Here is a 26,120-nt window from a genome sequence, read left to right on the forward strand (position 1 = left end):
GCACCGCCCTCACCCCCGGCACCGCCCTCACCCCCGGCACCGGCCCCGCAGATCGCACCCCCGCCGCCTCCGGCCGTCCCACCCCCGGCGGTGCCTCCGGCGGCTGCGCCCCCGCCCCGGTCGGACGGGCGGAGCTTCGCCGGGCCCCGCCTGGAGTGGCGTCAGCAGAGCGGCGAGAACGACGTGGACCGGGCCGCCGCAGTGCTCCGGCGCGAGCTGGGCACGCCCCGGGTGCTGGCGTTCGCCAACCCGAAGGGCGGGGTGCACAAGACGACAGCCACCGTCCTGGCCGCCGCGACGGTGGGCAGCGTACGCGGGCGAGGGGTGCTGGCCTGGGACGACAACGAACTGCGCGGCACCCTCGGGTTGCGCGCCGGCAGCGCCCGGCACGCGCGGACCATCAGGCACCTCATCACCGACCTGGCCCAGATCGAGATCCTTGAGGGCGGTGCCCTGCTGGAGCAGTTGGACGACTACCTCCGGCACGCCTCCGACGGCTCGTACGACGTCCTGGCGGGCGAGGAGAGCCCACGGTTCGCCCAACGGCTGGACAAGTACACGGTCCGTCGGGTGCTGGAGCTGCTGCGCCGGACCCACGACGTGGTCTGCGTGGACACCGGGAACAACGTGGAGAGCCCCAACTGGCGGACGGTCATGCAGGCTGCCGACCAACTGGTGGTGACCACGGTCCCCCGGGAGGACGCCGCGTTCAGCGCCGACTGGATGCTCGACCTGCTGCACGAGGTGGGCATGGGGGAGTTGGCGGACAACGCTGTCACCCTGATCTCCTGTCCCACCCCGGGGCGCTCCCAGTTGCAGACCGACCTGGAGAAGCACTTCGCCACCCGGACCCGGGCGGTGGCAGTGGTGCCGTACGACCCGGCGTTGGAGACCGGCTCGTCGATCGAGTACCACCAGCTCCAGCCGGAGACCCGGCAGGCCTGGCTGCGGGCCACCTCGGTGATGCTCGAACCGTTCGCCCGCTGACCCCGCGCCACCTGAGAGGATCATCGGGTGAGCCCGGCTGCCTTCGACCCCGATCGTTCCCCCACCGACCACCCCCCGGCCGACGGCCGGACGCCGGTGACCGGCCCGGGTGACCCGCCCGCCGCGGCACCCTCCCCGACGATCGGCGGACGTCCCGAAGACCCCTACCCGGGTGATCCGTCCGTCGCGGCGGCCCCTCCGACGGTCGGTGAACCCCACAACCCCTACCCGGACCTGGTACGGGTGCGCCTCGACGAGCCGCGCCTGCCCCTGCCCCGGATGCTGCGGCTGGTCGCGGCGGTGGTGCTGGGGATGACCGCGCTGGGGGTGCCGCTGGGGCTGCTCTGGGTGCTGCTGGCACCTGCCACCCCGGTGGTCAGAACCGCGCAGGGTGCTGTCTACGCCTCCGCCCAGCCGGAACAGCCGGTCGCCGCGGACGGCTGGTTCAGTCTCCTCGCGCTCGGCCTCGGGGTCCTCGCCGCCGGGGTGCTCTGGGTCCTGCTGCGGCCTCTGCGCGGCCCGGTCGGACTGCTGTCCCTGATCGTCGGCGGGCTGGGCAGCACCCTGGTGGCCTGGCAGCTCGGCCGCCGGATCGGCTGGTCGGACTACGAACGGCTGCTGGCCGACGCGCCGGTCGGGCAGACCTTCGAACGCCCTGTCGACCTGCGGGCCGGCGGCATCGACCTGGTGTTCGGGTTCCTGCCGGTGCCCTACGGCAACATCCTGCTGGTGGCCTTCGGGGCGGCGGTGGCGTACACCCTGCTGGCCGGCTGGTCGCGGTGGCCCTCGCTGCACCCCGAACCGGACCCGTACGAACCGGGGCCGTCCGCGTTCGGTGACGAACCGGGGCCGTCGGCGTTCGGTGACGAACCGGGGCCGTCCGCGTTCGGTGGCCGACCGGGACCGGCAGGGCTCAGTTCGGAGTCGACGGGGAGCCCAGCTCCCGCAGGGGCACCGGAACCGCCCGGACCTGACGCAGCAGCGCCGCCTCGCGGTTGAGCAGCCGCAGCTCGGCGCGGAGCCGGGCGGCGGTGTCGTCGATGGCGAGCAGTTCCTGCCGGTCGTCCACCGTCAACGCCGCAGTGGCCGCCACCAGGTGGGACAGGACCGTCGGATCCTCCGGGAGCTGCTCGGAGAGCTCCTGGTCCTCGGCGCGGACCAGGGTCAGGTACTGCCGGAAGACCGAGATCACCCGGGTGGCGAGCAGGGCCGTCGACTCGTCCGGGTCGGTCGGCTCCGGGAGCCACTGCACCTCGGCTGTCAGGTAGGGCGCAGACTCCGCGTCGACGTCACCCACCCGGAACCGCCGACGTCCGACGGTGACCAGGTCGAACCCGCCGTCGGGCAGCTCGGTGACCTGTCGCACCTCGGCGGTGCAGCCCACCTCGTGCAGGGTGACGTCGCCGGCGCCGGGCACCGGCCTGCCGTCCGGCCCGGTCGGGGCGACCTCCCAGCCGGCCTGGATGGCCACCACCCCGAACTCGCGCGGGGTGCCCTCGGGCAGCTCGACCAGGTGCCGGACCAGGGCCCGGTAGCGTTCCTCGAAGATGTGCAGCGGCAGGACCAGCCCGGGGAACAGAACCGTCCCGAGCGGGAACACCGGCAGCCGCGCACTCACGTGTCGAGCCTAGCCCGACCGAACCGCCGGGGCGTGGCCCGCCTCACGTATCCCGGGGAGCGGGCGGCGCGAGTGGCACGCCCCGCCGCGGCCTAGACTCGCAAGGGTGCTGACTCGGATCGACCTGCGCGGCGGGGTGCGTGACCCCCGCCGCCTGCTGCCCCGTGCCCAGCTCGACGTCTCCCAGGCCGTCGAGCGGATCCGCCCCCTCGTCGAGGCGGTCCGGGATCATGGGTATCCGGCGGTCCGGGAGGCCAGCGAACGGTTCGACGGGATCGCCCCGCAGCGCCTGCGGGTCCCCGCCGAGGCCATCACCGCCGCCGAGGAGACCCTCGACCCGGACGTCCGGGCCGCCCTGCTGGAGTCGATCGCCCGGACCCGCAGGGTCCACGCCGACCAGCGCCGCACCGACCACACCACCCAGGTGGTCCCCGGTGGCACCGTCACCGAGCGGTGGCTGCCCGTCGACCGGGTCGGGCTGTACGTTCCCGGCGGGCTCGCGATGTACCCGTCGACGGTCGTGATGAACGTGGTTCCGGCCCAGGCGGCGGGGGTCCGGTCCCTGGTCGTGGCGAGCCCGCCCCAGCAGGAGAACGGCGGGCTGCCCGACGCCCGGGTGCTGGCCGCGTGCGCTCTGCTCGGTGTCGACGAGGTCTACGCCGTCGGCGGTGCCCAGGCGGTGGCGATGCTGGCGTACGGCTGTGCCGTCGACGCCGACGCCACCGCGTACTGCGACCCGGTCGACCTGATCACCGGCCCCGGCAACATCTGGGTGACCGCCGCGAAGCGGCTGCTGCGCGGGGTGGTCGGCATCGACGCCGAGGCCGGACCGACCGAGATCGCCATCCTCGCCGACGACACGGCCGACCCGGTGCACGTCGCAGCCGACCTGATCAGCCAGGCCGAGCACGACCCGCTCGCCGCCAGCGTCCTGGTCACCCCGTCGACGGCGCTCGCCGACGCTGTGGACCGGGAACTGGCCCGGTTGGTGCCGGCGACCAAGCACGCCGACCGGGTCGGTACCGCCCTGCGGGGGGAGCAGAGCGGCACGGTCCTCGTCGACGACCTGGAGGCCGGGCTGCGGGTGGTCGACGCGTACGCCGCCGAACACCTGGAGATCCAGACCGAGAACGCCAGGGAGTGGGCGCTGCGGGTACGCAACGCCGGGGCGATCTTCGTCGGTGCGTACGCGCCGGTGTCGCTCGGCGACTACTGCGCCGGTTCCAACCACGTCCTGCCCACCGGCGGCTGTGCCCGACACTCCTCGGGGCTGTCGGTGCAGTCCTTCCTGCGCGGCGTCCACCTGGTGGAGTACACCGAGGAGGCGCTCCGGGACGTGGCCCCGTACGTGCTCACCCTGGCGGCCGTCGAGGACCTACCGGCACACGGCCAGGCGGTGGCCGCCCGGTTCCCGGGAGGGCTCTCGTGACCACCCTCGACGACCTGCCGATCCGCGACGACCTGCGGGGTCTGTCACCGTACGGGGCACCCCAGCTGGACGTCTCGGTGCGGCTGAACACCAACGAGAACTCGTACTCCGTACCGGAGCCGGTGGCCGAGGCGATCGGCAAGGCGCTCGCCGCCGAGCTGCGTGACCTCAACAGGTACCCGGACCGGGACGCGGTGGCGCTCCGCGCCGACCTGGCCGACTACCTGGGACACGGGCTCACCGCCGACCAGGTGTGGGCGGCCAACGGCTCCAACGAGATCCAGCAGCAGCTGTTGCAGGTCTTCGCCGGTCCGGGCCGGACCGCCCTCGGGTTCGTTCCGGCGTACTCGATGCACCCGCTGCTGTCCCTGGGCACCGGGACCCGGTGGGTTCCGGCCCGACGCGGCGTCGACTTCGGGTTGACAGTGGACGAGGCAGTCGGCCAGCTCCGTGAGCACGCCCCGGACCTGGTCTTCCTCTGCTCGCCGAACAACCCCACCGGGACCGCCCTGGACCCGGCCGTGGTCCTCGCGGTACTCGACGAGGCCCCGGGAATGGTGGTGGTCGACGAGGCGTACGCCGAGTTCGCCCGCGCCGGCACCGTCAGTGCCCTCGCCGTCCTCCCCGACCACCCCCGCCTGGTGGTGACCCGGACGATGAGCAAGGCGTTCGGGTTCGCCGGTGGGCGCCTCGGCTACCTCGCCGCCGACCCGGCGGTGGTGGCTGCGGTCCAGCTGGTCCGGCTGCCGTACCACCTCTCCGCGCTCACCCAGGCCGCCGCCCGAGCGGCGCTGGCCCACCGGGACGTCCTGCTCGGCACCGTCGACGCGATCAAGGTCCAGCGGGACCGGATCGTCACCGAGCTGCGGGCCCGGGGGCACCGGGTGGCCGACAGCGACGCCAACTTCGTGCTCTTCTCGGTCGACGGCGACCAGCGGACGGCCTGGCAGACCCTGCTCGACGCCGGTGTCCTGGTCCGCGACGTGGGGCTGACCGGGTGGCTGCGGGTCACCGCCGGCACCCCCGCCGAGACCGACGCCTTCCTCACCGCCGTGGGCAGGCTGTGACCCACATGCCAGTCGAGAACCCCCAGTCCCTACCGAAAGGCCAGCGATGAGCCGCACCGCGCGGGTGGAACGGAACACCACTGAGACCAAGGTGCTCGTCGAGATCGACCTCGACGGCACAGGCCGGGCCGAGATCGGCACCGGCGTGGGGTTCTACGACCACATGCTCAACCAGATCGCCCGGCACGGTGGCTTCGACCTGACCGTCCGCACCGACGGCGACCTGGAGATCGACGCCCACCACACGATCGAGGACACCGCGCTGGCCCTGGGTGCCGCCTTCGACCAGGCGTTGGGGGACAAGGCCGGCATCCGCCGGTACGGCTCGGCCACCGTCCCGATGGACGAGGTGCTGGTACGGGCGGCCGTCGACCTCTCCGGTCGGCCGTACGTGGTGCACGACGAGCCGGCTCTGGCCCCGTACATCGGGTCGGTCTACCCGACCAGCATGACCCGCCACATCTGGGAGTCCTTCGGTCAGGCGGCCCGCCTGACCCTGCACGTGGACGTCCTCCGGGCCGCCCGCCCCGGTGGCAACCCGGACGCCCACCACGTGGTGGAGGCGCAGTTCAAGGCCGTCTCCCGTGCCCTGCGGGAGGCCACCGCCCTGGACCCCCGGTCCGCCGGGGCCATCCCCAGCACCAAGGGAACCCTGTAGCCCATGGACAGCGTGCTGCCGATGCTGTTGTTGGCGTTGGGTGGGGTGCTCGTGGGCGGGGCCTGGTCCCTGCACCGGCAGGGCGCCCCTCGCAGCGCGGTCGTCATCGCCGGGGTCCTCGCCGTCCTGGCCACCGTCGGCGGGGTCCTCTATCTCCTCCCGGGAGACGCAGCATGACCGAGCGGATCGTGGTGGTCGGTTCTCGTAGCGGTGCCGAGCGCAGCGAGGTGGCGGTATGAGCGAGCGCAGCGAGGGAATCGTCGTGGTTAGTCCTCGTGACGGTGCCGAGCGCAGCGAGGTGACGGCATGAGTCGGGTGGTGGTGGTGCTGGACTACGGGTCGGGCAACCTCCGCTCGGCCGAGCGGGCGTTGCAGCGGGCCGGGGCGCAGGTGACGGTGACCGACGACCTGGCGGCGGCGGCCGAAGCCGACGGCCTGGTCGTCCCCGGCGTCGGGGCGTACGCGGCCTGCATGGCCGGGATCCACGAGTTGGGTGCCGGGCCGGTGATCGCCGAGCGGGTCGCCGCCGGACGTCCGGTGCTCGGCATCTGCGTGGGCATGCAGGTGCTCTTCGAGCACGGTGACGAGCACGGGGTGGTGACCAAGGGTCTCGGGCTACTCCCGGGGGCCGTCACGGCGCTGCCCGCCCGACGGCTGCCGCACATGGGCTGGAACTCAGTGGATCCGGCTCCGGGTTCGACGCTCTTCGCCGGGCTCGCGCCGGACGACCGGTTCTACTTCGTCCACTCGTACGGGGTGGTGGACCCCGGTCCGCTGCACGACTCGGGTGCCGCGGTGACCACCGCCGACCACGGGGTGCCCTTCGTCGCCGCGGTCGAGCGGGGCGCCCTGTCGGCGGCGCAGTTCCACCCGGAGAAGTCCGGGGACACCGGGGCGGCGCTGCTGCGAAACTGGCTGGGCACCCTGTGACCAGTGGATCCGTCGACGTCGTGGGCGTGATCGGCGGGTGAGCAAGGAACGGGCCCGGCTGCGGGCCGTCCGGGAGGCGCAACGGGACCGGGAACGGGCCGTACGCCGTCGACAGGTGGCCCGCCGGGAACGGCGACGGGCGCTGGTACGGCGGCTCACCCCCCGGTGGCGGCGGCGTCGGACCGGTCGACTGCTGCGACACACCCGACGCGAGCGGCTCACCATCGCCGCGTCGACAGGGCTCGCGGTGCTCGCGATCTGGGTGTTCGTCGACCCGTTGGGGCTGCGCCTGGCGCTGATCGCGCTGCTGCTGCTCGTACTCCCGGCGATCGTGGTGATCGCTCTGGACCGTCGTACCTGAGAATCGTCGTACCCGAGAATCAAGGAGAAGAAGACCCGTGAGCCTCACCCTGTTGCCCGCCGTGGACGTCGTCGACGGCCAGGCCGTCCGGCTCGTGCAGGGCGCCGCCGGCAGCGAGACCACCTACGGCGACCCGCTGGAGGCCGCGCTGGCCTGGCAGCGTGACGGGGCGGAGTGGATCCACCTGGTCGACCTGGACGCCGCCTTCGGGCGGGGTGCCAACGCGGAGCTGCTGGCCGACGTGGTGGGCCGCCTCGACGTGGCGGTGGAGCTGTCCGGGGGGATCCGGGACGACGCCACCCTGCGGGCGGCCCTGGCCACCGGTGCGGCCCGGGTCAACATCGGCACCGCCGCCCTGGAGGACCCCGAGTGGTGTGACCGGATCTGCGGCGAGTACGGCGACCGGGTGGCGATCGGACTCGATGTTCGGGGACGTACCCTCTCGGCCCGGGGCTGGACCCGCGACGGCGGTGACCTGTACGAGGTGCTGGAGCGCCTGGACAAGGCCGGGGCCTCCCGGTACGTGGTCACCGACATCACCAAGGACGGCACGATGCGGGGGCCGAACCTGGACCTGCTGCGCGAGGTCTGCTCCCGGACCGACGCGCCGGTGATCGCCTCCGGTGGCGTCTCCACCCTTGACGACCTGCGGGCGCTTGCCACCCTGGAGCCGGTCGGGGTGGAGGGGGTCATCGCCGGCAAGGCCCTCTACGCAGGAGCCTTCACCGTCGCCGAAGCCCTAACCGTCCTAACCAACCCCTAACCTCCCTGCCCCCTGCCCCCGTGTCGCCGCGTTGATCAAGGGGTTTGCGTCAGTTCCGGCCGAATCCGTGACGCAAACCCCTTGATCAACGCGTCTGTGCGGGGTGGGGGGTGGGGGGTGGGGGTCAGGGTTTGGGGGTGGGGGTGGGGGTGGGGGGAGTTGGCGGTAGTGGGCGATCCGGGCCTCGTCGGGGCCTGATCCGCCGTCGGGGGTGCGGCCGTCGAGGGTCGTGTCGAGGTCGGTCAGGCACCGGTCCCAACCGGCGGCGGTGTTGGCTGCCCACGTCGGGTCGAGGACCGTGTTGGTCAGGTGGAGCAGGCAGCCCTCACCCTCGCCGGTCAGGGTCCACCGGAGTCGCTCGCCACCCCACTCGAAGGCGAGGACCCGGGGCGGCTCGAACTCGGTGATCGGCAGGGTCTCCGGGGGCTCCCCGGTGAAGGTCAGGGTGAGGGAGCCGCCGGGGCGGGCGTCGATCGCCACCCGGCAGGGGAACCACCGGCTCAGTTCGTCGGCGGTGGTCAGGGCCGCCCAGACCCGGGCCGGTGGGTGCGGGTAGTGGCGGGTGAAGTGCAGCACCGGCCCGTCGGGGCCGCTGTCGTCCAGTGTTACCTCGGTGCTTGTCATCTCTGCTCCGATTCGTCGGTGGTGTCGAGGAGGTGTCCGAGGTCGTCGAGGCGTCGGGTCCAGAACCGTCGGTACGGTTCGAGCCAGGTCTCCACCTCCCGGAGCCCTTCCGGGCGGAGCCGGTAGCGCCTGCTCTGCCGTTCCACGGTCTCGGTGACCAGCCCGGCCTCCCGCAGCACCCGTAGGTGTTTGGAGACGTTGTGAGCTTGTGTTGTGCACAATTAAATTGCGAGCTACCGTCGAGGGCGTGACAGGTCATCTGGTGTTGCGTCAGCAGGTCTGCTTCGCCCTCTACGCGGCGCAGCGGGCCCTGACCGACGTCTACCGGCCGATCCTCGACGAGTTCGGGCTGACCTACCCGCAGTACCTGGCCCTCCTGGTGCTGTGGGAGCACGCCGACGACCGCTCCGACGCCGCCAGCGCCGACGCCGACGCTGCCGACGCAAACCACGCCGACGTTGCCGCCCAGGTCGACGCAGACGCAGACGCCCTCGTCGCCGATACCGGGGTCGCCGGTGTCGAGGCGGACGGCCTGACGGTCTCCGAGCTCGGTGCGGCGCTGCGCCTGGACTCCGGCACCCTCTCCCCGCTGCTCAAGCGGCTGGAGGCGGCGGGGCTGGTGGTCCGGCGGCGCAGCGCCCGGGACGAACGGCGGGTCACCGTCCGACTCAGCGACACCGGCCGGGGGCTGCGCGAGCAGATGTGCGCCGTGCCCCTGCGGGTGGCCCTCGCCACCGGCCTCTCCGAGGCCGAGCTGGTGGCGCTGCGCGACACCCTCAACCAGGTCACGAACACCATCCACCAAGCGAAGGAGCAGTGACGATGCAGGTCCTCTACACCGCCTCCGCCCAGGCCACCGGTGACGGCAGGGACGGCCGGGTCCGCACCTCCGACGGCACCGTCGACCTCGACCTCGCCGTACCCAAGGAGATGGGGGGTGCCGGTAATGCCGCCAACCCCGAGCAGCTCTTCGCCGCCGGGTACGCCGCCTGCTTCCACTCGGCGCTGCGACTGGTCGCCAGGCAGTCCCGGGCTGACGTCACCGGCTCGGTGGTCGAGGCCGAGGTGGGGATCGGCCCGAACGGCAGCGGTGGGTTCGGGCTGGCCGTCACCCTCCTGGTCGACCTGCCGACGGTCGAGCGGGCCGCCGCCGAGCAGCTCGTCGAGCAGGCCCACCAGGTCTGCCCGTACTCCAACGCCACCCGGGGCAACGTGGACACCACAGTGACCGTCCGCGCCGCCGCCTGAGCCGGCCGACCGTCCGACGACCCGAGAGGTAGGCCGCATGACAAGCGTCAACCGTGAGATCCATCTCGCCTCCCGCCCCACCGGGTGGCCCACGGCCGAGAACTTCCGGCTGGTGGAGACCCCGGTGCCCACCCCGGGGCCGGGGCAGATCCTGGTCCGCAACCGGTACGTCTCCGTCGACCCGTACATGCGGGGGCGGATGAACGACACGAAGTCCTACATACCGCCCTTCGCCCTCGACGCCCCCCTCGACGGCGGCGCGGTCGGGGAGGTGGTGGCCACCGAGGCCGAGGGGTTCGCCGTCGGGGACCACGTCCTGCACGGCCTGGGGTGGCGGGAGTACGCCCTGCTCGACGCGAGGGCCGCGCGTCCGGTCGATCCGGACCTGGCTCCGCTGGCCAGCTACCTGTCGGTGTTGGGGATGACGGGGCTGGCCGCGTACGCCGGGCTGGTGGAGGTGGCCGGGATGAAGCCCGGGGAGACGGTCTTCGTCTCCGCCGCCGCCGGAGCGGTGGGCAGCCTGGTGGGGCAGATCGCCCGGCTCCGGGGGGCGGGACGGGTGATCGGCAGCGCCGGGTCCCCGGCGAAGGTCGACCGGTTGCGGGATCTCGGGTTCGACGCCGCCTTCGACTACCACGACGCCCCGGTGGCCGAGGCGCTCTCCGAGGCCGCCCCGAACGGCATCGACGTGTACTTCGACAACGTCGGTGGTGACCACCTGGAGGCTGCCATCGGGGCGATGCGCCCCCACGGGCGGGTGGCCGTCTGCGGGATGATCGCCCAGTACAACGCCGTCGAGCCGCCGGCCGCCCCGCGCAACCTGGCCCAGGTCATCGGGAAGCGGCTCACCCTGCGGGGGTTCCTGGTCTCCGACCACGGACACCTGCGGGACCGGTTCGTCGAGGAGGTGGCCGGCTGGTTGCGGGAGGGCCGGATCTCCCAGGACGAGACGGTCGTCGAGGGTCTGGAGCGGGCCCCTGAGGCGTTCCTCGGTCTGTTGCGCGGGGAGAATCTGGGCAAGATGCTGGTCCGGGTGTGAGCCGTCGCCCCCGCTCACCGTCGGGTGGGCGGGGGCGTCCCGCGCCGCCGCCGTGAACGTCCCGGTGCCGGACCCGCGCCCGGGGCGGACGGCGGGCCGGAGGCGGTCGGGTACGCAGGAGATAGGCTCGGGGCATGACGGTGGCGGTACGGGTGATCCCCTGTCTCGACGTGGACGCGGGGCGGGTGGTCAAGGGGGTCAACTTCCTCGACCTGCGCGACGCCGGTGACCCGGTGGAGTTGGCCGCGGCGTACGACAGGGCGGGTGCCGACGAGTTGACCTTCCTGGACGTCACCGCCTCCTCCAGTGACCGGGGCACCATGCTCGACGTGGTCCGGCGTACCGCCGAGTCGGTCTTCATCCCGCTCACCGTCGGCGGCGGGGTGCGCCAGGTCGCCGACGTCGACACGCTGCTGCGGGCGGGGGCGGACAAGGTCGGGGTCAACACCGCGGCGATCGCCCGTCCGGAGTTGATCGCCGAGATCGCCGACCGGTTCGGCCGTCAGGTGCTGGTGCTCTCGCTCGACGTCCGGCGGGCACCGGCGGGTACCACCGAGAGCGGGTTCGAGGTCACCACCCACGGCGGCCGTCGCGGCACCGGGATCGACGCGGTGCAGTGGGCGCGGCGCGGCGCGGAGTTGGGGGCGGGGGAGCTCCTGCTCAACTCCATGGACGCCGACGGCACCAAGGCCGGGTTCGACCTGACGCTGATCGGGGCGGTCCGCGAGGTGGTGGAGGTGCCGGTGGTGGCCAGCGGCGGCGCCGGTGAGGTGGCGCACTTCCCGCCCGCAGTGGGGGCCGGTGCGGACGCCGTCCTGGCGGCGAGCGTCTTCCACTTCGGCGAACTGACCGTCTCCGAGGTCAAGGACGCCCTGCGGGGGGCGGGCCACCCGGTCCGCTGACCCGACCGGTACGCCACCGCCACGTCCCGCCGGGTGCCCACCGGCGGTCGGTCAGCTCCGCCGGGTGTGCCCCTCCGGGGAGCGCCGGGGTGCCGGAATGGACCTGACGTAGTACTCCTGCACGGCGGCCGCGTGTTCCTCCTCGTGGAGGCTCCACTCGGCCGCGCCGGGGGCACGTCGTCGGCTCAGCACCCCCTGCATCGTGTCGACAGTGGTGCCCAGCCCGGAGCTGGGTCTGGTCCGCCAGAGCTGCTCGCCGTCGGTGGTGATGCGGAACCAGCCGTCGGTGACGCTGACCAGTCCGGCCCCGACGAGTCGTCGGACCGCGTCCTCCACCTCGTGCCGTTCGGGGATGGCCTGGTTGAGGTGGTCCGCAGTGGACAGCACGTCGGTCAGGCGTACCCCCTCAGGGCGCCGGGTGGAGGCGGCCCGCCGGTGCCGTCCGGCACCGCTGGCGATCACCAGTGAGACGAAGATCCACGCGTCGCTCCACCGCCATCCGTTCTCCCCCATGCCCCAGATGATGCCCGTCCTCGGCGGCCGAGGAAACACCGTCTTTCGGCCCAGTCTGGTCCGGGCAGGTCAGTGGGGGTGGAGGTCGGGGAATGCGGTTACTGACGGTCAGCCAATGTCGGCTCCGGGCGACGGGGCGGCTCGGGAGCGGCCGGTGGGGCCACTGTGAACATCGGGATGAAGACCTGGGCCAGGGGACCGATGGCGAGGGCGTACGCGACGGTGCCGAGGCCGACCGTCCCGCCGAGCAGCCACCCCACGGCCAGGACGGTGCCCTCGATCGTGGTGCGGACCAGCCGCAGCGACCGCCCGGGGTGTCGGGCCACGTATCCGGTCATCAGGCCGTCGCGGGGCCCCGGCCCGAACCGGGCGCCGATGTAGAGCCCGGTGGCCACCCCGTTGCCGACGATCCCCGCCACCAGGAGGGCGATCCGACCCGGCAGGTTGCCCGGGGTCGGCAGCACGGTCAGGGCGAGGTCGACGGCCACCCCGATCACCAGGACGTTGCTGACAGTGCCGAGGCCGGGGCGCAGCCGCAGCGGGATCCAGAGCAGCAGGACGGCGACCCCGGTGACGATGGTGGCCACGCCGATGGAGACCCCGGTGAGCCGGGACAGACCCTGGTGGAAGACGTCCCACGGGTTCAGGCCGAGATCCGAGCGGAGCATCATGGCCATGCTCGTTCCGTACAGCGTCAACCCCAGGTAGAGCTGGGTGAATCGCCGCACCGGGCGGTGCCGAAGATTGCCACTTGCTGCCATGCATGCCACTCTAGGGTCCAATTCGTGGGAAGAAAGAGCCAATACCGGGAGGGTGGCGGGTGACGAGTCAGGTCCGAGGAAGCCAATTGGCTCGCCTGCTGGGTCAGTGGCACGCCCTGCCCGGCCGTCGGCGCAGCCCCGACTACGCCGCCCTGGCCGCCGCCGTCCGAGGGCTGCTCGCCGACGGTCGACTGCCCCTCGGGGTACGCCTGCCCGCCGAACGGGAACTCGCCGAGGCGCTGCAGATCAGCCGTACCACTGTCAGCGCCGCCTACCGGCAGTTGCGCGAGACCGGGCACCTGGCCAGCCGACGCGGCGCCGGCAGCTGGACGATGCTGCCCGGCACCCACCGGGTGGCCACCTCCGGGCTCTGGGCCCCGCTCGACGACCGGGACATGATCGACCTCGGGATCGCCGCCCTGGCCGCCCCGCCGGAGCTGGTACCGGCGGCGCGGGCCGCCGCCGAGGACCTGCCCCGGTACCTCGGGGGGGCGGGCTACCACCCGACCGGCATCATCGAGCTGCGGGAGGCGGTGGCCCAGGGGTACACCGACCGGGGGCTGCCCACCCAGGCGGAGCAGATCATGGTCACCAGCGGCACCCAGCACGCCCTGGACCTGGTGCTGCGGCTGATACTGCCGCAGGGTGGCGGGGCGCTGGTCGAGTCGCCGACCTACCCGAACGGGCTGGCGGCGTTGGCGGCCCGGCGGGCCCGGATCGCCACCCACGGACTGGCCGCCGACGAGGTCGGTTGGGACGGCGAACTCCTGCTGGGCAGCCTCCGGCAGAGCCGACCGAAACTGGCCTACCTGATCCCCGAGTTCCACAACCCGACAGGTCACCTGATGGCGGCCGACCTGCGGGAGAAGCTCGTCGCCACCGCCCACACCGCCGGCACCGACCTGATCATCGACGAGTCGTTCGTGGACCTTCCCCTGGACCGTACGGTGCTGCCGCCGCCCACCGCCGCCTTCGACAGGCACGCCCGGGTGATCACCATCGGGGGGATGAGCAAGCCGTACTGGGGCGGGCTGCGCATCGGGTGGATCAGGGCCTCCGTTCCGCTGGTGCAGCGACTGGCCGCCGTCCGGGTCGGGATGGACATGTCCAGTCCGGTGCTGGACCAGCTCGTCGCCGTCCACCTGCTGGCTGTCGGCCCGACCATCGTGGCCGCCCGTCGACGCCAGCTCACCGCACAGCGCGACGTCCTCATCGAGGCGTTGGCCGAGCAGCTGCCCGAGTGGCGGGTGACGGTGCCGCGCGGCGGGGTCACCCTCTGGGCCGAGCTGGACGGCCCGGTCTCCAGCGCCCTGGCCCGGGCCGCCGAGGACGTGGGCGTACGCCTGGCACCCGGCCCCCGGTTCGGGCTGGACGGGACGTTGGAGCGTTTCCTGCGGCTGCCGTTCACACTGCCCCCCGCCGACCTGGTGGAGGCGGTCGGCCGGATCGCCGCGGTCCGCTACGACCTGGACCGGGCCACCGCCTCCCGGTGGCGCGACCCGGTGGTCATCGCCTGACGGGGGTGCCGGTCGACCCGATCCGCTCCGGGCCACCCGCCGCGGCTGACAGACTGCCCAGGTGGGCACAGCGGCCGGGTTCGTGCCGGTCAGGTGGAGCGCGCCGGGCTCGCGGGTCACCCGACTGGAGCTCTTCTACGACCTGGTCTTCGTCTTCGCATTCCTCAACGTCACCTCGCTGACCGGCTACCACCCCGGCGTCGCCAACGTGTACCGGTGCCTGCTGGTCCTGGGGCTGCTGTGGTGGTGCTGGACCGGGTTCGCCGGGCTCGGCAACATCGTCCGGGCCGACAGGGGGATCCTGCCGGTGGTCGGGTTCGTCACCATCGCCGCGACCTTCCTGCTGGCGTTGAGCGTCCCGGGGGCGTTCCAGGACCGACCGGGCGGGCTCAACGGTCCGCTGGTCTTCGCCACCTGCTACTTCCTGGTCCGGGCCAGCCAGCTGTCGGTGTTCGGGTGGGTGGCCCGGGGCGACCCGGCCCGGCTGCGTCGCTGGGCGGTGCTCGCCGGGCTGCCGGTGGTGGCGGCGGCCCTGCTCGTGGCCGCCGCCCTGGTGCCACCCCGGATCGCCCACGGTACGGCCGCCACCACACTGCAACTGTCCCTCTGGACCGGGGCGCTCCTGCTGGAGTACGGCGCCGGGGTGCGGATCGGCCGGTCGTACTGGGCGGTGGTCTCCGCCGGACACTGGGCGGAACGTCACGCCCTGATGGTGCTGATCGCGCTCGGCGAGTCGATCATCGCCTTGGGTCTCGGGCAACGGTTCCTCGCCGGCATGCTGCCGCTGACCTGGCCGGTGGTGACGGCGGCGGTGACAGGCATCCTGGTCGCCGCCTCGCTCTGGTGGGCGTACTTCGACACCCTGGCCCTCGTCATGGAACAGGCGCTGCACCGGGCGCGCGACCCGCAGGTGCGGACCGGGCTGGCCCGCGACGTCTACACCTTCGGACACCTGCCGATCGTCGCCGGGATCATCCTGTTCGCCCTGGGCAGCAAGGACCTGCTGGTGGAGGCGGCCGACCCGTCCGGGCCCCCGTGGGGGGAGCCGCTCGGCGGGTTCTGGATCGCCGTCCTGTACGGCGGGGTCGGCCTCTACCTGCTCGCCCTGGTCGGGTGCAGCCTGCGGGCGGTACGGGTGCTGCGGTGGCGCTCGGTGGTGGCGGTGATCCTGCTGGTCCTGCTCGCCCCGCTGGCCGGGCAGGTGGCGGCCCTGCACGCCCTGGTGCTGCTGGCGCTGGTCTGTGTGGGGCTCGTCGTCGCGGGGACCACCGGGGAGGGGACCCGTCGACACCGGATCCGGCAGGTGGCGTTGGAGGAGCAGCAGGCGGCCGAGGTCGAGGCGAGCCGTTGGCGACGCGAGCACCTGTGACCGGCGACGGTCCTGCACCACCCACCGGGGGGTCGGCCGGATCCGGTTCGCACCGGACCCGGCCGCACGACCACTACCGGTGCGGGTCAGAGCTCGGCGAGGCTGCCCTCGTACATCGTGTCGATCTCCGTGGCGAAGTTGCTCTCCACCCCGCGCCGCTTGATCTTCAACGACGGGGTGATCTCCCCGTCCTCGATGGTGAGGTCCCGGGGGAGGATGGTGACCTTCTTGATGGTCTCCCACCGGTTGAGCTTGGTGTTGAGCTCCGCGACGTACTCCTCGACCATCGCCTTCGCCTGCGGCGAGGTGACGATCTCGGCGTACGGGCGGCCCTCCAGCGGGCCACCGGCAGCCCACCCGGCGATCGCGTCCGGGTCCAGGCTGACCAGCATCGTGCAGTAGTTGCGGGCCTGCCCGATCACCACCGCCTGCGAGGTGTAGGGGCAGACCGCCTTGAACAACCCCTCGATGTGCGACGGGGCGACGTACTTCCCGCCGGAGGTCTTCACCAGGTCCTTCTTCCGGTCGGTGATCCGCAGGTAGCCGTCGGGGTCGAGGCTCCCGATGTCCCCGGTACGGAAGAACCCGTCCTCGGTGAAGGCGGCGGCGGTCTCCTCGGGCAGGTTGTGGTAGCCCCGCATCACCGGTCGGCCCCGCAGCAGGACCTCGCCGTCGGCGTCGATGCGGCACTCCAGGTCGCCCATTGCCGGACCGACGGTGCCGATGCGCTGCTGACCGGGACGGTTGACGAAGTTGCCGGCGCTGGTCTCGGTCAGCCCGTACCCCTCGGAGATGGGCAGGTTCGCGGCGGCGAAGAAGGTGGCGATCTCCGGGCTGAGCGGCGCCGCGCCGGAGACCAGGACCCGGATCCGTCCGCCGAGGCGGGCCTGGAGTTTGCTGAACACCAGCTTCTCGGCGACGGCGTACTTGAGCCGCAGACCGGTGGGCATCGGCTTGCCGGCCTGCTCCAGGGCGACCTTCTCCTTGCCGACCGCCACCCCCCAGGCGAAGATCTTGGCCTTGGCCCCACCGGCGCCCTGGGCGGTGGTGACCGCCTTGTTGTAGACCTTCTCGAAGACCCGGGGAGCACCGCACATCAGCGTCGGACGGATCACGCTGAGCAGGTCTACGAGCTTCTCGACCCGACCGTCGACGTAGGTGGGCACCCCGACGTGGATCCCCCCGCAGAGCAGGGTCTTGCCGAACGAGTGGGACAGCGGCAGCCACAGGTAGTGCAGGTCGTCGGCGACGAGTAGACCGGTGTCGGCCTGGACGACAGCCTCCCAGCACCAGCCGCCGTGCAGCAGCTCGACGCCCTTGGGGCGGCCCGTGGTCCCCGAGGTGTAGATCAGCGTGGCCAGGTGGTCGGGGCCGATCCCGGCGATGATCCGGTCCACCAGGTCCGGGTCTGCGGCGAGCGCCCGGGTGCCCTGCTCCTCCAGGTCGGCGAGGGTGAGCTGCGGTACCGTCGCCGCCGGGTCGGGGGTCCCGTCGAAGAGCACCACGTGGGTCAGGGCCGGCAGGTCCCGTCCGGCGATCTTCGCCGCCTGGTCCGGGTTCTCGGCGAACACGATCGAGGAGGCGGAGTCGGCGACGATGAACGTCGCGTCGTCGGGCTCGGTGGTCGGGTAGACGGTGGTGGTGGCCGCCCCGGCGCACATGATGCCGAGGTCGGCGAGCACCCACTCCAGCCGGGTGCCGGCCAGGATGGCCACCGGCTGTTCGGTGCCGACGCCGAGGCCGTGCAGACCGGCGGCGATCGCCTTGGCCCGCCGAGCCACCTCGTTCCAGGTCAGCCAGACCGGCCCCGACCCGTCGGCTGCCGGGTGGGCGTAGGCGTGGCGTTCACCGGTCGCGGCCACGCGCTTGAGGAACATATCGGGAATGGAACGGTACGGTATATCGAGGGTCATCGCTTCGGCCGCCTTCGGGGGTGGAGGCGTGACGGGGGTCACGTCATGTGCGGTGACCGAAAGGGTATTGCGTGACCACGGAATCAGCCAGTCCTGAGCAGGTTCAAGCCGCTCCTGGCAGGGGCCTGTACGACCGTCGGCGGTGGCTCCCGTCAGAAGCCCAGGGACGCGGTGCGCAGTCGCCCGGCCGCCTCCGGGTCACCGTCGACCTCCACCCGGGACACCCGTTGACGGCCGGAGAAGAAGATCACCAGCTCGCCCGGCGTACCCACCACCTCCACCGGGTCCCCACCGCCCCCGGCCTCGACCTTTCCGTGCCCCGGGGCCCGGATGGTCAGCGCGGCGGGGAACTTTCGCAGTGCGAGCCGGGCCATCGGGGACACCCGTCGCCAGAGCGCGCCGTCCAACCCGGCCGGGAGGTCACGCGGCTCCCACTGCGTCCCGCCCCGGCGGACGTCCTCGTGGTGGATGAAGAACTCCATGGTGTTCGTCAACTCGTCGACCAGCGGGTTGCTGACCGGGCTCCACACCGGCGGGCGACGCACCTGCTCGACCAGGGCGGCCCAGTCCCCGGCGGCGATCCGCCGGCGCACCCGTTCGCCGTACCCCCGCAGCGGCGGCAGCAGGATCCCGGCCGCCGCGTCCGGACGGCGCTCCCGGACCACCAGGTGTGCGGCGAGGTCCCGGGTCACCCACCCCTCGTTCACTGTCGGCGCGTCGGGACCGACCTCGATCATCAGCTGGGCGAGCGCGGCGCGTTCCGTACGGGCATACCGGGGCATGCCTCGATCGTAGGCCCCCTGACGGTCCACGGCGCGCCGACGAGGCATCCGGCCGACCCCGGCCGGTGGACGACGCCGGACGCGGTGGCCGGGCGGCAGGATCGACGGCTCGGCGGGTCGACACGGTCCCCGGCACCCCACCCGGTGGCCGTCCGGGGTGACGGCGGACATATCGCGGGCGGTCGGCGCGGCCGCGCCGCAGCGGTAAGGATGAGGGAAGTACGGGGAACTCACGACGGGGGCGGACGTGGCGAGTAGGACGAGTCGGGACGTACTCCTGCGCGGGCTGAGTGTGCTCGGCCTGGCCATCCGGGAGCAGCCTCGGATCTTCGCGGTGGCGGTCGCCGGGAGCGTGCTGTTCGGGGCCATGGTGATCGCCAGCGCGTTCGTGGTCGGGGCGGTGGTCGGTGACGTGGTGGTCCCCGCCGTCGCCGAGGGATCGGTGGGGGTCGGGGTCCTGGCACTGGCCGCGGCGGCCCTGTTCGGGCTGAGCGTGCTGCGGGTGGTGGGGATCTTCGGTCGCCGACTCGGCGCCGGGTTCATGCAGTTCCGGCTCCAGGCCGCGTACCGCCGTCGGGTGACCCGGCGCTACCTCGACCTGCCGCTGTCCTGGCACCACCGCAACTCCACCGGGACGCTGCTGTCCAACGCCAACTCCGATGTGGAGGCGGCCTGGTACCCGATCGCGCCCCTGCCCTTCGCCGTCGGCACGCTGGTGATGCTCGTCGGCGCGATCGTCTCCCTCTTCGTCACCGACTGGGCGTTGGCCCTGGTCGGGTTGGCGGTCTTCCCGGCCCTGTTCACCCTCAACGTGGTCTACTCCCGCCGGATGGCCCCCCGACAGCAGCGGGCCCAGCGGTTGCGGGCCGAGGTCTCCGGCATCGCCCACGAGAGCTTCGACGGCGCCCTGGTGGTCAAGACGATGGGCCGGGAGGCGCAGGAGACCGACCGGTTCGCCGCCCGGGCCGGTGAACTCCGCGACGCGCTGATCTCGGTCGGCCGCCTGCGCGGGTTCTTCGACCCGATGCTGGAGGCGCTGCCCAGCCTCGGCACCCTGGCCGTGCTGGTGGTCGGCACCGTCCGGCTGCGGCAGGACGCGATCTCCGTGGCCGAACTGGTCAGCGTGGCGTTCCTGTTCACGGTGCTGGCCTTCCCGGTGCGGGCCGTCGGGTGGGTGCTGGCCGAGCTGCCGCGCAGCGTCGCCGGGTGGGACCGGGTCCGTCGGGTCCTCGACGCCACCGGCGGGATGCCCTACGGCGACCGGACCCTCGACCCCCCGGCGGGCACCGCACCCCCGCCGGTCACCCTCACCTTCACCGACGTGCACTTCGGGTACGAGCCGGCCGAGGCGCACCGCCCCGGCGTCCAGGTGCTCGGCGAGGTCGGGTTCACGGTCCCGGCCGGGCGGACGGTGGCCCTGGTCGGGCCGACCGGTTCGGGCAAGTCCACGATCACCTCGCTGGCGGTCCGCCTGGTCGACCCGGAGCAGGGGACCGTCGCCCTGGACGGGGTCGACGTCCGTGGGCTGACCTCGGAGTCGCTGGCCCGGACCGTCGCACTGGTGGCGCAGGTGCCCTTCGTCTTCGACGACACGGTCCGGGCCAACGTCTCCCTGGACCGGCCCGGGATCACCGACGACGAGGTCTGGGCGGCGCTGCGGCTGGCCGAGGCGGACGGGTTCGTCGCGGCCCTGCCCGACGGGCTGGACACCATGGTCGGGGAGCGGGGCACGTCGCTCTCCGGTGGCCAGCGGCAGCGGCTGACCCTGGCCCGGGCGCTGGCCGGCCGCCCCCGCCTGCTGGTCCTCGACGACGCGACGAGCGCCGTCGACCCCCGGGTCGAGGCGGCCATCCTGGCCGGGCTGCGCGCCGGCGGTCCCCGGTCCCCGGCCACCTCGATCCTGGTGGTGGCGTACCGGCGGGCCACCATCGCCCTCGCCGACGAGGTGATCTACATCGAACAGGGTCGGGTCGTTGCCCGAGGCACCCACTCCGAGCTGCTGGCCACCGTCGGTGGGTACGCCGACCTGGTCACCGCGTACGAGCAGGCCGAGGCGGAGGGTGCCCCGGCCGAGGGGGACCCCCCGACACCCCGGCCGTACGACCCGGTGGCCCCGTTGAGCACCGGACTGGAAGTGGAGGTGGACCGGTGAGCGCGACGACGACCACCCCGGCGCGGGAGGCCCCGCCGGAGACCGAGTCGACCTGGCGGACCCTGCGTCGGGGGCTGGCCCTCTCCCCGGAGCTGCGGGTCGGGTTGGCCGCGACGCTGGCCCTGGCGTTGGTCTACATGGTCGGCCGGGTGGCCGTCCCGATCGCCGTCCAGCAGGGCATCGACAGGGGGCTGGGTGCCCCCGGCGGCCCGGACCTGAACGTGGTGGCCACCATCGTCCTGCTCACCGCCGCCGTGCTGGTGGTGACCACCGCCTGCGGGTACCTGATGATGCGTCGGCTCTTCGTGGTCAGCGAGACCGCGTTGGCAAACGTCCGGACCAGGGCGTTCCGGCACGTCCACGACCTGTCCATGCTGCACCAGCAGTCCGAGCGGCGCGGATCCCTGGTCAGCCGGGTCACCAGCGACGTCGACCAGATCACCCAGTTCCTCCAGTGGGGCGGGGTGATCCTGATCGTCAACCTCGGTCAGCTGGTGGTCACCACGGCGGTGATGTTGGCGTACTCCTGGCAGTTGACCCTCGTGGTGTTCGCCGCCTTCGGACCGGCGGTGCTGATCATCCGGGTCCTCCAGCAGCGCCTCGGCGCCGCGTACGGGGTGGTCCGGCAGCGGATGGGCAACCTGCTCGCCGCGATCGGGGAGAGCGTGGTCGGCGCGGCGGTGATCCGGGCGTACGGCATCTCGGGGCGGACCGCCGGTCGGCTCGACGAGGCGATCGAGGGCCAGCGTCGGGCCCAGCAGAAGGCCATCCGGATCAGCGTGCTGGGCAGCTCGGTCGGGGAGCTGGCCGCCGGGTTGGCCCTGGCGTCGGTGGTGGTCCTCGGGGTGACCCTGGGGGCGGGCGGCGACCTGTCGGTGGGGCAGATCACCGCGTTCCTGTTCCTGGTGACGCTCTTCATCCAGCCGGTGCAGATCGCCACCGAGGTGCTCAACGAGGCACAGAACGCGATCGCCGGGTGGCGGCGGGTGTTGGACGTGCTCGACGTCACCCCGGACGTGGCCGACCCGGGGGAGCAGGGCCGTGACCTGCCGTCCGGTCCGCTCGACGTCCGGTTCGCCGGGGTCTCGTTCGCCTATCCGGGTGGGAGGCCGGTGTTGCACGACGTGGAGGTGGAGATCGCGGCGAAGAGCCGGGTGGCGGTGGTCGGGGAGACCGGCAGCGGCAAGACGACCTTCGCCAAGCTGCTCACCCGGCTGATGGATCCGACCGCCGGGGAGGTGCTGCTGTCCGGGGTGCCGTTGCGACAGGTGCGGTTCCCCTCGCTGCGGTCGCGGGTGGTGATGGTCCCGCAGGACGGCTTCCTGTTCGACGCGACGGTGGGGGAGAACATCCGGTTCGCCCGACCGGACCTCACCGACGAGCAGATCACCGCCGCCTGTTCGGAGTTGGGGTTGGCGGACTGGCTCGACGGGCTCCCGGCGGGGCTGGACACCCCGGTCGGCGAGCGGGGGGAGGCGTTGAGCGTGGGGGAGCGGCAGCTCGTCGCGCTGGCCCGCGCGTACGTCGCCGACCCGGATCTGCTGGTGCTCGACGAGGCGACGAGTGCCGTGGATCCGGCAACCGAGGTCCGTCTGCAACGGACCCTGGACGCGGTGACCCGGGGGCGGACGACACTGGCGATCGCGCACCGGCTCTCCACGGCGCAGGCGGCCGACGAGGTGATCGTGGTGGACCGGGGGCGGATCGTGCAGCGCGGCCCGCACGACGAGTTGGTGGCCGAGTCGGGTTCGGTCTACGCCCAGCTCTTCGCCTCCTGGTTGGAGCAGACCCGGTGACCGGGTCGCCGGGTGGGGTGCGTCCGGGCCTGTGGAGCCCGGGGCGGACGGGACGTGGACGGAGACGGGGTCGGTGCCCTAGGGTGCGAGTTAGGTAAGCCTAACCTGATTCGGAGGTGCGCGTGCGCCCCAACCCCGCCGAAGTCGTCCGTACGTTGATGGCCGGTCGGCTCCCCGGCCTCGCCCACGTCGCGCACCGCCCCGGTCCGCACCCCGTCCGGCACGTCACCGACCCCGAGGGGCGGATGCTGCTGCTGGTGCCGGTGGCCGGCGACCTGGCCGCCGCGCTGGAACCCGGCCCGGCCGGCGACGTCGCGGTGGTCCTGGACGTCCTCGACCTGCCACCGACCGCCGGGGCCCCCACCCTCGGCCGGGCCTGGGTCTCCGGCTGGGCCACCCGCCTCGACGACGACGAACGGCTGCTCGCCGCCCTCGACTTCGCCGACACCCTGCCGACCGGGGACCTGCTCGACCTCGGCACCGCCTTCCACCTCTACCGCTTCGAGGTGGCCGAGGCCCGACTCGAACGCGGCGACGCCGTCCTGCGCATCGACCCCCAGGAGTACGCCGAGGCCGAGCCCGATCCGGTCCACCAGGTCGAGGAACAGGTCCTCGCCGACCTGGCCGGCCACCACGCCGGGGAGGTCACCGAGTACGTCCGCCGACTGCTCGACCCGAAGCCGCTGACCGGCCCGGTCCGGCCGCTGCGGATCGACAGGTACGGCCTGGTCGTCGCGTACGGCCCGCTCGGCGGCCGGCACCGGGTCCGGCTCACCTTCCCGCACCCCGTCGGCCACCCCGACGACCTCGCCCGCGCCCTGCACCCGGTGCTCTGCCGGGCCCGGGCCGCCGTCCGTACCCCCGACTGACCGGGTTCGACCGGGCGGGTCCGGGCCGGGTGGCCGGGGGCCGGGGCCGGTGCGGGACAATCTGTCACTGTGCCCGCACCTGACGCGCCGGCGACCGGCGCCCACCCCAGCCCCACCGGTCCGACACCGGCGGAGGCGGCCCACCCGTCCCGCCTCGACCCGGCCGTCGCGGCCCGCCTCAAGCGCGACGCCGACGGCCTGGTCGCCGCCGTGGTCCGGCAGTACGACACCGGCGAGGTGCTGATGGTCGGCTGGATGGACGACGAGGCCCTGCACCGCACCCTGACCACCGGCCGGGCCACCTACTGGTCGCGCAGCCGCCGGGAGTACTGGATCAAGGGCGACACCTCCGGGCACCACCAGTACGTCCACTCGGTCGCCCTGGACTGCGACGGGGACGCGCTGCTGGTCAGCGTGGACCAGGTCGGGGTGGCCTGTCACACCGGCGAGCGGACCTGCTTCCACACCGAGCTGCCGGTCACCGGGAACCCGCAGCGGGAGGCGGGCTCATGACCGACGGCACCGTCAGCCCCGACCTGGACGCCTTCGTCGACCTGGCCGCGCGGTGGCGGGTCGTCCCGGTGGTCCGCCGGCTCCTCGCCGACGCCGAGACCCCGGTCGGCGTCTACCGCAAACTCGCCGGTGGGCCGGGGACCTTCCTGCTGGAGTCCGCCGAGCAGGGCACCGGGACGGCGGGGCTGGCCTGGTCCCGGTACTCCTTCATCGGGGTCCGCAGCAGCGCCACCCTCACCGAACGCGACGGCCGGGCCGCCTGGACCGGTCAGCCCCCCGCCGGGCTGCCCACCGACGGCGACCCGGTGGCGGTGCTCCGGGCCACAGTCGACGCGATGGCCGGCCCCCCACCGGACCCGGACAGCGGGTTGCCGCCACTGACCGGCGGCATGGTCGGCTACCTGGCGTACGACTTCGTCAGGCGCTTCGAACGGCTGCCCGCCCAGAACCCGGACGACCTGGGCGTACCGGAGATCGGCCTGATGCTCGCCACCGACCTGGTGGTGCTCGACCACTACGAGGGGTCGGCGATCCTGGTCGCCAACGCGGTCCTGCCGCCGCTGGACGCCCCGGGACGCGCGGCCGAGGTGACAGCCGCGTACCACCAAGCGGTGGGGCGGCTGGACGCGATGACCACGGCACTGTCCCGACCCATCCCACCGATGATCTCGACTGTCGAACGTCCACCGGCGGGCGAGGTCGTCGGCCGGACCCCGCAGGGCGGATACCCGAAGGCGGTGGAGGTCGCCAAGGAGGCGATCCGGGCCGGGGAGTGCTTCCAGATCGTGCTCTCCCAGCGGTTCGAACGGGCCACCCACGCCGACCCCCTCGACGTGTACCGGGTGCTGCGTACCACGAACCCCAGCCCGTACATGTACCTGCTGCGGTTCGACGGGTTCGACGTGGTCGGCTCCTCACCCGAGGCGCACCTGAAGGTCAGCGTCGGCGCGGACGGGCGACGGCGGGCGCTGTTGCACCCCATCGCCGGCACCCGTCCCCGGGGCGACACCCCGGCGGCCGACGCCCGGCTCGCCGCCGAACTGCTCGGCGACCCCAAGGAACGCGCCGAGCACGTCATGCTCGTCGACCTGGGCCGCAACGACCTCGGACGGGTCTGTGAACCCGGCACCGTCGAGGTACCGGAGTTCGCCACCATCGAGCGGTACAGCCACGTCATGCACATCGTCTCGACAGTGGTCGGCACACTCCGCCCGGACCGGACCGCCTTCGACGCGTTGGCCGCCACCTACCCGGCGGGCACCCTGTCCGGGGCACCGAAGGTCCGCGCCATGGAGATCATCGAAGAGCTGGAACCGGTCCGACGGGGCCTCTACGGCGGAACCGTCGGCTACTTCGGGTTCGGCGGCGACATGGACATGGCGATCGCGATCCGCACCGCCCTGATCCGCGACGGCCGAGCGTACGTGCAGGCCGGAGCGGGGGTGGTGGCCGACTCCGACCCGGCCGCCGAGGAGCAGGAGACCCGGAACAAGGCCGCCGCCGTGCTCGCCGCGATCGCTGCCGCCGAGACCCTGCGGCCGGCCCGGTGACCGGCCCCGACCCCACCCCGGCCGAGGTGGCGGCGAACCAGCCCGCCCCGGACCCGACGCCGTCGAGCGGGGCGGAGGCCCCGCCGGGTCGACGCGAGCTGACGTACGCGGTGCTGCTCTGCCTGGCCGGCGCGGGCCTCGCCTTCTGGGCCGCGACCCGGACCTGGTCGGTGGAGGTCACCGCCCGGCCGGTGCCGCTGCCCCCGCTGCGCGAGGTCCGGACCGGGGTGGGGCTGGTGCCCTGGGTGCCGGCCCTGGCCCTGGTGGCGCTCGCCGGAGGCGGCGCGATCCTGGCCACCCGGGGACGGTTCCGCCGGGCGCTGGGCGGGCTGCTGGCAGGTACGGGCGTGGCGGTGGCGGTCGGCGGCGGCTACGGACTGGTCGCCGGCTTCGGCGGTGAGCCGAACCGGCAGTGGCCCGCCCTCTGCCTGGTCGGCGGGGTGCTCGTCGCCGCCGGTGGCCTGTTCACCCTGGCCCGGGGAGGCCGCTGGCCCGCGATGGGCGCCCGGTACGAACGCCGGGCGCACCAGTCAGCGCCACCGCCCCCGGCGCCGGAGCAGGCCGGTCCGATGACCGGGCGGCGCACCGTGGAGGCGTGGGACGCGCTGGACCGGGGCGAGGACCCGACGGACCGCTGACCGTCCGGGCGTCGAGAGCGGGTGTGGACCGGGGTCAGCCGACCGGGTGGTGGTCCCGGCGCTGCGCCCGGGCGGCGATCAGGTCGGCGACCAGCCGGTCCAGTTCGGCGCGCTGGTCGGC

At 73.2% G+C, this 26,120-nt stretch carries 28 protein-coding genes and 1 pseudogene; 22 read left to right on the forward strand and 7 right to left on the reverse strand.

Annotated features, from left to right (window positions below):
• Together ABT336_RS20150 and ABT336_RS20155 are read left to right on the forward strand one after the other, a co-directional pair.
• Positions 1-987 (forward strand): MinD/ParA family ATP-binding protein (locus ABT336_RS20150; protein WP_350898159.1); only part of this gene is annotated, 987 nt, incomplete at its 5' end.
• Between the two features lie 96 nt (positions 988-1,083).
• Positions 1,084-1,986 (forward strand): DUF2567 domain-containing protein, encoded by a 903-nt coding sequence (locus tag ABT336_RS20155; protein WP_502891218.1) that lies wholly within the window; start codon positions 1,084-1,086, stop codon positions 1,984-1,986.
• On the opposite strand, the gene ABT336_RS20160 is transcribed toward ABT336_RS20155, so the two are convergent.
• The gene (locus tag ABT336_RS20160; RefSeq protein ID WP_350898161.1) at positions 1,901-2,605 is read right to left on the reverse strand and encodes an LON peptidase substrate-binding domain-containing protein; all 705 of its coding nucleotides are present in this window, start codon (positions 2,603-2,605) and stop codon (positions 1,901-1,903) included. The genes ABT336_RS20155 and ABT336_RS20160 overlap by 86 nt on opposite strands.
• Before the next feature lie 106 nt (positions 2,606-2,711).
• Here ABT336_RS20160 and hisD point away from each other — a divergent pair, with 106 nt between their 5' ends.
• From hisD to priA, 7 genes are all read left to right on the forward strand, one after another.
• Entirely contained in the window at positions 2,712-4,034 is a 1,323-nt protein-coding gene (gene hisD / locus ABT336_RS20165; RefSeq protein ID WP_350898162.1) for a histidinol dehydrogenase, read from the forward strand.
• Positions 4,031-5,101, forward strand: coding sequence for a histidinol-phosphate transaminase (locus tag ABT336_RS20170; protein ID WP_350898163.1), 1,071 nt, complete (start codon positions 4,031-4,033; stop codon positions 5,099-5,101). The genes hisD and ABT336_RS20170 overlap by 4 nt, the downstream gene beginning before the upstream one ends.
• Positions 5,102-5,147: 46 nt before the next feature.
• Positions 5,148-5,759 carry an imidazoleglycerol-phosphate dehydratase HisB gene (gene hisB / locus ABT336_RS20175; RefSeq protein ID WP_350898164.1) on the forward strand — a complete coding sequence of 204 codons (612 nt, stop codon included), beginning with the start codon at positions 5,148-5,150 and terminating at the stop codon, positions 5,757-5,759.
• A gap of 3 nt (positions 5,760-5,762) precedes the next feature.
• A complete protein-coding gene (locus tag ABT336_RS20180) occupies positions 5,763-5,936 on the forward strand; it encodes a CG2302 family histidine operon protein (protein ID WP_350898165.1) in 174 nt (57 codons plus the stop codon).
• A gap of 129 nt (positions 5,937-6,065) precedes the next feature.
• A complete protein-coding gene (gene hisH, locus ABT336_RS20185) occupies positions 6,066-6,689 on the forward strand; it encodes an imidazole glycerol phosphate synthase subunit HisH (protein WP_350898166.1) in 624 nt (207 codons plus the stop codon).
• A 37-nt stretch (positions 6,690-6,726) separates the two neighbouring features.
• Positions 6,727-7,050 (forward strand): hypothetical protein, encoded by a 324-nt coding sequence (locus ABT336_RS20190; protein ID WP_350898167.1) that lies wholly within the window; start codon positions 6,727-6,729, stop codon positions 7,048-7,050.
• A 37-nt stretch (positions 7,051-7,087) separates the two neighbouring features.
• Positions 7,088-7,813, forward strand: a complete 726-nt coding sequence (priA, locus tag ABT336_RS20195) for a bifunctional 1-(5-phosphoribosyl)-5-((5-phosphoribosylamino)methylideneamino)imidazole-4-carboxamide isomerase/phosphoribosylanthranilate isomerase PriA (protein WP_350898168.1) — start codon at positions 7,088-7,090, stop codon at positions 7,811-7,813.
• On the opposite strand, the gene ABT336_RS20200 is transcribed toward priA, so the two are convergent.
• Positions 7,799-8,437 (reverse strand): SRPBCC family protein, encoded by a 639-nt coding sequence (locus tag ABT336_RS20200; protein ID WP_350898169.1) that lies wholly within the window; start codon positions 8,435-8,437, stop codon positions 7,799-7,801. The two genes, priA and ABT336_RS20200, sit on opposite strands and share 15 nt — an antisense overlap.
• The gene (locus tag ABT336_RS20205; protein ID WP_350898170.1) at positions 8,434-8,616 is read right to left on the reverse strand and encodes a hypothetical protein; all 183 of its coding nucleotides are present in this window, start codon (positions 8,614-8,616) and stop codon (positions 8,434-8,436) included. Before ABT336_RS20205 ends, ABT336_RS20200 begins: the two co-directional genes overlap by 4 nt.
• 68 nt (positions 8,617-8,684) lie before the next feature.
• On the opposite strand from ABT336_RS20205, the pseudogene ABT336_RS27580 reads away from it, so the two are divergent.
• The 5 genes and pseudogenes from ABT336_RS27580 to hisF form a co-directional block, all read left to right on the forward strand.
• A pseudogene (locus ABT336_RS27580) lies at positions 8,685-8,846 on the forward strand (MarR family transcriptional regulator); the annotation flags it as partial.
• Entirely contained in the window at positions 8,820-9,257 is a 438-nt protein-coding gene (locus ABT336_RS20210) for a MarR family winged helix-turn-helix transcriptional regulator (protein ID WP_502891219.1), read from the forward strand. The pseudogene ABT336_RS27580 and the gene ABT336_RS20210, both read left to right, overlap by 27 nt.
• Before the next feature lie 2 nt (positions 9,258-9,259).
• Entirely contained in the window at positions 9,260-9,685 is a 426-nt protein-coding gene (locus tag ABT336_RS20215; RefSeq protein ID WP_350898185.1) for an organic hydroperoxide resistance protein, read from the forward strand.
• Positions 9,686-9,722: 37 nt separating this feature from the next.
• Positions 9,723-10,724 (forward strand): NADP-dependent oxidoreductase, encoded by a 1,002-nt coding sequence (locus tag ABT336_RS20220; protein WP_350898172.1) that lies wholly within the window; start codon positions 9,723-9,725, stop codon positions 10,722-10,724.
• Between the two features lie 134 nt (positions 10,725-10,858).
• Positions 10,859-11,626 carry an imidazole glycerol phosphate synthase subunit HisF gene (gene hisF, locus ABT336_RS20225; protein ID WP_350898173.1) on the forward strand — a complete coding sequence of 256 codons (768 nt, stop codon included), beginning with the start codon at positions 10,859-10,861 and terminating at the stop codon, positions 11,624-11,626.
• A gap of 51 nt (positions 11,627-11,677) precedes the next feature.
• Here the strand turns inward: hisF and ABT336_RS20230 are convergent, their stop codons facing one another.
• Complete coding sequence (locus ABT336_RS20230) at positions 11,678-12,139, reverse strand: hypothetical protein (RefSeq protein ID WP_350898174.1); 462 nt, start codon at positions 12,137-12,139, stop codon at positions 11,678-11,680.
• Between the two features lie 98 nt (positions 12,140-12,237).
• Positions 12,238-12,900 carry a membrane protein YczE gene (gene yczE, locus ABT336_RS20235; RefSeq protein ID WP_350898175.1) on the reverse strand — a complete coding sequence of 221 codons (663 nt, stop codon included), beginning with the start codon at positions 12,898-12,900 and terminating at the stop codon, positions 12,238-12,240.
• 59 nt (positions 12,901-12,959) lie between these two features.
• Between yczE and yczR the strand changes: the two genes are divergently transcribed.
• Both yczR and ABT336_RS20245 read left to right on the forward strand, forming a co-directional pair.
• Positions 12,960-14,417, forward strand: a complete 1,458-nt coding sequence (yczR, locus tag ABT336_RS20240; protein ID WP_350898176.1) for a MocR-like transcription factor YczR — start codon at positions 12,960-12,962, stop codon at positions 14,415-14,417.
• Positions 14,418-14,478: 61 nt separating this feature from the next.
• A complete protein-coding gene (locus ABT336_RS20245; protein ID WP_350898177.1) occupies positions 14,479-15,786 on the forward strand; it encodes a low temperature requirement protein A in 1,308 nt (435 codons plus the stop codon).
• Between the two features lie 86 nt (positions 15,787-15,872).
• Here the strand turns inward: ABT336_RS20245 and ABT336_RS20250 are convergent, their stop codons facing one another.
• Together ABT336_RS20250 and ABT336_RS20255 are read right to left on the reverse strand one after the other, a co-directional pair.
• On the reverse strand, positions 15,873-17,699 hold the full coding sequence (locus ABT336_RS20250) for an AMP-dependent synthetase/ligase (RefSeq protein WP_350898178.1): 1,827 nt from the start codon (positions 17,697-17,699) through the stop codon (positions 15,873-15,875).
• Between the two features lie 152 nt (positions 17,700-17,851).
• Positions 17,852-18,481 (reverse strand): TIGR03085 family metal-binding protein, encoded by a 630-nt coding sequence (locus ABT336_RS20255; protein ID WP_350898179.1) that lies wholly within the window; start codon positions 18,479-18,481, stop codon positions 17,852-17,854.
• A 247-nt stretch (positions 18,482-18,728) separates the two neighbouring features.
• On the opposite strand from ABT336_RS20255, the gene ABT336_RS20260 reads away from it, so the two are divergent.
• The 6 genes from ABT336_RS20260 to ABT336_RS20285 all read left to right on the forward strand — a co-directional run bounded on the left by ABT336_RS20260 (position 18,729) and on the right by ABT336_RS20285 (position 25,999).
• Entirely contained in the window at positions 18,729-20,633 is a 1,905-nt protein-coding gene (locus ABT336_RS20260; RefSeq protein WP_350898180.1) for an ABC transporter ATP-binding protein, read from the forward strand.
• Positions 20,630-22,429, forward strand: coding sequence for an ABC transporter ATP-binding protein (locus tag ABT336_RS20265; protein ID WP_350898181.1), 1,800 nt, complete (start codon positions 20,630-20,632; stop codon positions 22,427-22,429). The genes ABT336_RS20260 and ABT336_RS20265 overlap by 4 nt, the downstream gene beginning before the upstream one ends.
• A 122-nt stretch (positions 22,430-22,551) precedes the next feature.
• On the forward strand, positions 22,552-23,298 hold the full coding sequence (locus tag ABT336_RS20270) for a DUF2470 domain-containing protein (RefSeq protein WP_350898182.1): 747 nt from the start codon (positions 22,552-22,554) through the stop codon (positions 23,296-23,298).
• 69 nt (positions 23,299-23,367) lie between these two features.
• Positions 23,368-23,811 carry a phosphoribosyl-AMP cyclohydrolase gene (hisI, locus tag ABT336_RS20275; RefSeq protein ID WP_350898183.1) on the forward strand — a complete coding sequence of 148 codons (444 nt, stop codon included), beginning with the start codon at positions 23,368-23,370 and terminating at the stop codon, positions 23,809-23,811.
• On the forward strand, positions 23,808-25,361 hold the full coding sequence (locus ABT336_RS20280) for an anthranilate synthase component I (RefSeq protein ID WP_350898184.1): 1,554 nt from the start codon (positions 23,808-23,810) through the stop codon (positions 25,359-25,361). The genes hisI and ABT336_RS20280 overlap by 4 nt, the downstream gene beginning before the upstream one ends.
• A 26-nt stretch (positions 25,362-25,387) precedes the next feature.
• Positions 25,388-25,999 carry a Trp biosynthesis-associated membrane protein gene (locus tag ABT336_RS20285; protein WP_350898186.1) on the forward strand — a complete coding sequence of 204 codons (612 nt, stop codon included), beginning with the start codon at positions 25,388-25,390 and terminating at the stop codon, positions 25,997-25,999.
• The last annotated feature ends 121 nt before the right edge of the window (positions 26,000-26,120 follow it).

Origin of the sequence: Micromonospora sp. NPDC000207 (assembly GCF_040300925.1) — a bacterium.
Taxonomy (GTDB): Bacteria; Actinomycetota; Actinomycetes; order Mycobacteriales; family Micromonosporaceae; genus Micromonospora.